The sequence below is a fragment of the Albidovulum sp. genome (assembly GCF_049646345.1).
GTDB lineage: Bacteria > Pseudomonadota > Alphaproteobacteria > Rhodobacterales > Rhodobacteraceae > Albidovulum.
In genome coordinates, this window is sequence record NZ_JBARVQ010000856.1 from 1 (window position 1) to 4,288 (window position 4,288).

The window sequence follows — 4,288 nt, forward strand, 5'->3', positions numbered from 1 at the left end:
AGGCGCATGTCACCGAACCCCACCACCCCCGCCAAAAGAACGGCTCGATCGACGGGGCCGTGCGGATGCGCGAAGGCGAGGCGCTCGACACGCTCGTCTCGCGGCTCGGGTCGCGGGTGGGGATGGAGGCGATTACCCGGCTTGCCCCGGCCGACAGCCATATCCCCGAAAAAACCGCAAAGGTGCTGCCCGTCGCCTGGTCTGACCCCGCGACAGACTGGCCACCGTCCAGCACTCCCCGGCCGCTGGTTTTGTTCCGGCCCGAACCGGTCACGGCCCCCGAAGACCCGATGATCCCCGCCCGCTTCCGCTGGCGCAGGCGCGATCTGATGACGGCCTCGGCCTCGGGGCCCGAACGCATCGCGCCGGAATGGTGGCTTGATGAGCCCGAATGGCGCTCAGGCACCCGCGATTACTGGCGGGTGGAGGTGACGACAGGCGAAAGGCTCTGGCTGTATTACGCCCATGGCGGGGCGATGTCGGGCGGCTGGTTCTGTCACGGGGTATTTGGCTGAAAGGCGGTGCCCCCGTCAGCTTCGCGCGGTGGAAATCTCGGCATCCGACAGGCTCGCCGCGATCAACCGGCGCTGCATGAGAAGCGAGACCCGGTAGGTATCCTCAAGAAACCCGTTCGACGCGATCAGCACCCGTTTCTGATCGGCCGAGATGCGTTCGTCGATCCGGCGGTCCAGCAATTTGCCATAGCGCAGATCCTCAATCAGCTTCTCGGTCGTTTTCGGCGACATGTCGTCGATCAGAAGATGCCCGTATTCGTAGATCGCAAAGATCGGCGCGTTGAAGGTGCGGATCGTGTCGAGGATCTTGGCCTGCCGTTCGGGCCGGATGATCGCCTTGCGGTATTCCTTTTCGCTTTTCGAAAAGTCCGGACTTGCGATCTGGTCTTCCAGTTTTTGGTTATGCGAGGCGATGAAGGCCGCGATCTGGTCGGCGCTGGTGCAGTCGAGCGCTTTCAGGAAGAACAGGAACTGGGTGAAATGCAGCAGATAATCATGGCCATTCGCCCCCATGATCGTCGGAAACTCGGACAGGGGTGCTGTTTTTTCCAGCTTGCGGCGGACGGATTCGAAGAACCAGTTTTCAGAGCGGAGCGAGATTTCCACGGTTTCGAACGCCCGCAAAAGACTGTCCCGCCCGTCCGCTCCCGCTTCCGGCGTGTCGCTCAGACCCGTTTCGACCATGTCCCGCCCTCCGTCGAGGATGGTCAGTTCTGCCTTGCGCAGTGTCAAGTAGGCGTCATAGGGCCGGTCGGGATTTACGATCAGATGAAGCGGGCCGGGTGGCGGTTTGGGCACAGGTCTTCTCCTTACCGGGGCCTAGAAGAACGGCCCGCCCATCCAGATCAGCAACTGGGCAGCGCCGAGTGAGGGGGCGAGCGGAATGGCATGGTCGAACTTTTGCGGGATCGGAATGCAGGTGGCGGGGCCAAGATCGATGACCCGGCCAAGGCAAAGACGTACGAACAGGATGATGCCTGTCAGGAACAGGATATCGGGAAGCATCGCCGGACCGAACCAGGCGACCGCCGCGGCAAAGAGCAGAACATCGCCATCCCCGACCCAGCCATCGCCGCACCGGAACAGGCACCGTGCCGCAACGGCGATCGCGATGACTGACATGGCGGCCCCGGCGAACACCATGCCCGATGCGCCACTCATCTGGGCATGCAGTACGCCGAGCAGGATCAGCGGCAGGGTCAGTACATCCGGCACGGTGCAGGTCATTGCATCCATGACCGTCAGCCCGCTGAGCACAAGGATCAGCACCGCGCTCCACAAGGCGAAGGTCAGGGGAACCGGGGCTTGTACAAGGATCAGGGCAAGGATCGCCGGTGTGCCGGTGGCAAGGACGTAGATATTGGGGTGCACTTTCACCGCGTCGAATTGCGCGGCCAGCATCGCGCCGATGGAGGCCGAAAGGCTGGCCAAGGCGACGAAGGTCCAAATCGGCAGTGAAAGAGCTGAAAGGTCGGTCATGGTGGTCAACCTGCAACTGAGTGGAACGGGAAAACGGCGATGCGGGGCGGTTCGGGAAGGGTCCGGGCGAAGCTGCGGAATGCCTCCCAGAAACCGGCGGCACCGGAATGGGTATCTGCGGCGGACAGAAGGGCTTGCAGCCGCTCCGACGCCGCGGCGGCCTCGATCGCGATGACATGGTCCGCGCCAAAAGGTGCACGAACCTTGACCTGAAGGTTCACAGGATCCTTGACAGGAAGGGTTGCCGGGTCGCCCAGGTCAGGCACCGGGTAGAGCACAGTAATACGCCCGTCAGGTGCGATGTTCAGCAGCGACAGGTCCGTGGCCCGGCGTCCCGTGACCTCAATCGTTACCACGTCATCCGCGCGGTAGGCGTGATCCCCACCGGCGAAGGCCACCGTGAGGTCGCTTCCGAGAACCGAAAGCGCGTTGGTCAGCCGCAGCTTGTCGACCACAGGCTGCACCCCTTGCAGGGCATCCGCAGGCCGGGCGGCACCGAACCGGCGCACTGTATCGCCGACCATCGACAGGACGGTGCCATTTGTCAGATCGACCCGCAGATCGGCGGCAAACTCTGTCGGCACCAGTTGTGCGCCCCTGAGCCCGGCCAGAAGACGGTCGCCCCCTGCCCCACCATTGTGCGACAGCGTGACCGTCGGCAGATCGGCAAAGGCAACGCTCAGCGGGTTCACCGGAACTACTTTTTCCTGTGCCCGCATCGGCAGGGCGAAAAGGGCCCGGTCGCCCTGCCCCGCCGGTGCGACCTGCGGGCGCTGTGAGCCTTGTGAGATGGTGCGCACTTTGCGGCGGACAAAGGTTTCGATCTCGCCCTTGGTCAAGACCCTGTCGCCATCCACGTCCGCCTCTCCTCTCAGCCCGGCCGCGAAGGCATAGCTGAGCGCTCCGCGCGGGGCGCCGCCGATCAGGAATTCCGGCGTCTTTTCGGAATCGTCCGATGCACCAAGGAACAGCGCCGTCTGCTCACGCCCCTCGCGCGCTGCCACCCTTGGCGGCGGCGGTGGCAGCGGATCGGCCTCGATCCTGCCGACAGAGACATAGCGGAATCCCAAGGCCGGGGCCGTGTTGCGTGATAGCGTGCCGGAATGGCAGGCATCGGCAACAAAGATTGTCTGTCCTTCCTGCGTCAGGGCGATCAGTTCAGCAATCTCATCGTCAAGGATACGCTCACCCGCCGCCGCGCCATACGGCGCGAAACCCGACAGGATCAGCGTCTCATCACGACCATCGGCCTCGTTCCCGGCTATGCGTTCGGGTTCATTGGTGCCGTGCCCGGCATAGGTCACGATCAACTGATCATCTGGGTGCAGATCGGTCGCAAGACGGCGCCATTCCGCCATGACCGCGTCGCGTGTCGCCTTGCCATCGAGCAACGTCACCACCTCGGCCCCAAGACCGGTCAGCGCATCGGCAACGTCGCGGGCATCGTTCACGGCACCTTTCAGGTCGGACACATGGCGGTAGTCATCAATGCCGATGACCAGCCCATAGAGCTTGCCCGCGAAGGCGGCAGGCGGGGCCAGCATCGCCCCGGCAGTGAGCAGGATTGGCAGGAATGCACGCACCAACCACCCCCTAATTCGTGGTGAAAACAACGCGCCGCGCGATGCGGTGATGCTCTTCCGAGCCCTCCACCACGCCCGGCGGCGGCGCGGGCAGATCACTTTCGCCGTGGCCTTCCGTCTCGATCTCTCCGGGGAAGCCATGTGACTTGAGGAACCTGCCAAGGGCATCGGCGCGGGCCAGCGAAAGTTCCTGGTTGAAGGCGTCGCTGCCAACCGGATCGGTATGCCCGCCAAGCTTCACATGCGCCTGCCCGGTGGCGCCGAGATGCTCGGCCAGCATCGTGGCGTATTTTGCGCCACGCTCGTCAAAGTCGGTACTGCCGAAGCGGAAGGTGATCGGCAGGTCGACCTCTTCGACGCTGAAACCCCGGATCGAGGTCGCAAAGACTCCGCCGATCTGGCCCGATCGTGTGCGCGGCATGTCGACCGCCCCATCCGCCAGCGCAAGCGAGGCGCTGGCCATCTGATAGACCTCTTCGATCTCCGACGTTTCGGCGGGATGGGTCGGATCGCCCTCGACCAGTTCGTTGATCGCAAGCTGGAAGTTGACGGCAGCAGAACCATACTTCCGCTCTGACCATTCCAGACGGCCCAACTCGGCATAGCTGCGCCAGTGCTTTTCATAGCCGAGCGCCCGGGTCAGACCTTCCCGGCGGTCCTCCAGCGACACACGCTCCTGCATCGCCTGAACGAAACTGTCGCGGGCAAGGT

The 4,288-nt window shown here is 63.8% G+C and carries 5 protein-coding genes; 1 reads left to right on the forward strand and 4 read right to left on the reverse strand.

Translation table 11 applies throughout. The features are described from left to right. The coding region (locus WBB85_RS22440) for a DUF6504 family protein (protein WP_432640787.1) at positions 1–515 on the forward strand (515 nt) is incomplete at its 5' end. A gap of 15 nt (positions 516–530) precedes the next feature. Here WBB85_RS22440 and WBB85_RS22445 read toward each other — a convergent pair. From WBB85_RS22445 to WBB85_RS22460, 4 genes are all read right to left on the reverse strand, one after another. Further along, on the reverse strand, positions 531–1,313 hold the full coding sequence (locus tag WBB85_RS22445) for a hypothetical protein (RefSeq protein WP_432640788.1): 783 nt from the start codon (positions 1,311–1,313) through the stop codon (positions 531–533). Positions 1,314–1,334: 21 nt separating this feature from the next. Beyond that, positions 1,335–1,994 (reverse strand): prepilin peptidase, encoded by a 660-nt coding sequence (locus tag WBB85_RS22450; protein WP_432640789.1) that lies wholly within the window; start codon positions 1,992–1,994, stop codon positions 1,335–1,337. 5 nt (positions 1,995–1,999) lie between these two features. Next, positions 2,000–3,577, reverse strand: a complete 1,578-nt coding sequence (locus WBB85_RS22455; RefSeq protein WP_432640790.1) for a caspase family protein — start codon at positions 3,575–3,577, stop codon at positions 2,000–2,002. Positions 3,578–3,587: 10 nt separating this feature from the next. Next, the coding region (locus tag WBB85_RS22460; protein WP_432640791.1) for an OmpA family protein at positions 3,588–4,288 on the reverse strand (701 nt) is incomplete at its 5' end.

Bases quoted from the DNA above. Each gene is read 5' to 3' on its own strand.
- WBB85_RS22450 (WP_432640789.1), bottom strand. From the start codon at position 1,994: ATGACCGACCTTTCAGCTCTTTCACTGCCGATTTGGACCTTCGTCGCC.